This is a genomic window from Gillisia hiemivivida (assembly GCF_007997295.1).
Taxonomy (GTDB): Bacteria; Bacteroidota; Bacteroidia; order Flavobacteriales; family Flavobacteriaceae; genus Gillisia; species Gillisia hiemivivida.
Genome location: NZ_VORY01000049.1, coordinates 1 through 1,105, shown reverse-complemented (window position 1 = coordinate 1,105; position 1,105 = coordinate 1). Strand labels below are relative to the sequence as shown.

Here is a 1,105-nt window from a genome sequence, read left to right as displayed (position 1 = left end):
GTTCCATTCAATAACTTAACGCAACAAATCTAAAATAATAGATTTGTAAAATGGAAGTAAAAAAACACAGGCGACTAACCTATAAAGAAAGAGTCATTATCCAGACCCTTTTAAATGAAGAAAGAACCAAAACCTATATAGCAACAAAGCTTGATAGATCTCGTTCTACAATCTCTAGGGAAGTCAATAAATGGGTAACCAAACCAATAGAGAAGTATGATGCATTCCTAGCTAATTTTAATGCTAAAGATGACTATCTAAACAAGAGAAACCTGGATAAAATAAGTACGCATTCCCTTTTAAGGTTTTTTGTCTATAAAGGGCTATTATCCAATTGGACACCAGAGCAAATTTCAGGAAGACTTAAAGAAATTTATCCTAATGACCCTATCATGTCTATTTCACATGAAGCCATTTACAGGCATATCTACACACGCCCTCAAGCAAGCTTGAACAAAAAACTGATCAAACTGCTCGTGCGCAAAAAAACAAGGAGAAGACCTTCCAAGAAAAGACGTGGTACAGGGAGCAAAATAATCAACCAAGTCAGTATTGACGATAGACCAAGACACATAGAACTTAGACAGGAAGTCGGACATTGGGAAGGAGATCTGATCATCGGAAAGAACCATAAAAGTGCCATTGGGACGATTGTAGAGCGTAAGACCAGATCCGTTTTGATCATAAAATTAAGCAGTAAAAAAGCCGGTGAAGTAGCTAAAATGTTTTCTGATATTCTAAATCAACTCAATCCGGTTTTTAAGAAATCTATGACCTACGACAACGGAATCGAAATGGCCAGACATGAAGAAATAACACAAAAAACGGGCATGAGAATCTATTTTGCACATCCCTATTCGTCTTGGGAAAGAGGTACCAATGAAAATACAAATGGACTCATAAGAAGGTACCTTCCAAAAGGAACTGATTTTAATGAAATAAGTGAAAAACAACTCGATTGGATTCAAGAAAAACTTAACAATAGACCGAGAAAAATCATAGGCTATAAAACACCTAAAGAAATGATGGAGATGGAGCTGAAATTTGTAGCTTAGAAACATCAAAAACCAACAACGATTTGTTGCGTTACAACATTGAATCCAGC

Annotated in this window: 1 protein-coding gene; it reads left to right on the top strand. The window is 35.9% G+C overall.

Translation table 11 applies throughout. From position 1 onward, the window contains the following. Positions 1–50 precede the first annotated feature (50 nt). Complete coding sequence (locus tag ES724_RS16405; RefSeq protein WP_146935069.1) at positions 51–1,055, top strand: IS30 family transposase; 1,005 nt, start codon at positions 51–53, stop codon at positions 1,053–1,055. Positions 1,056–1,105: the final 50 nt, after the last annotated feature.

Excerpts from the sequence above, each read along its gene's own strand:
- ES724_RS16405 (WP_146935069.1), top strand. The coding sequence starts at position 51 with ATGGAAGTAAAAAAACACAGGCGACTAACCTATAAAGAAAGAGTCATT.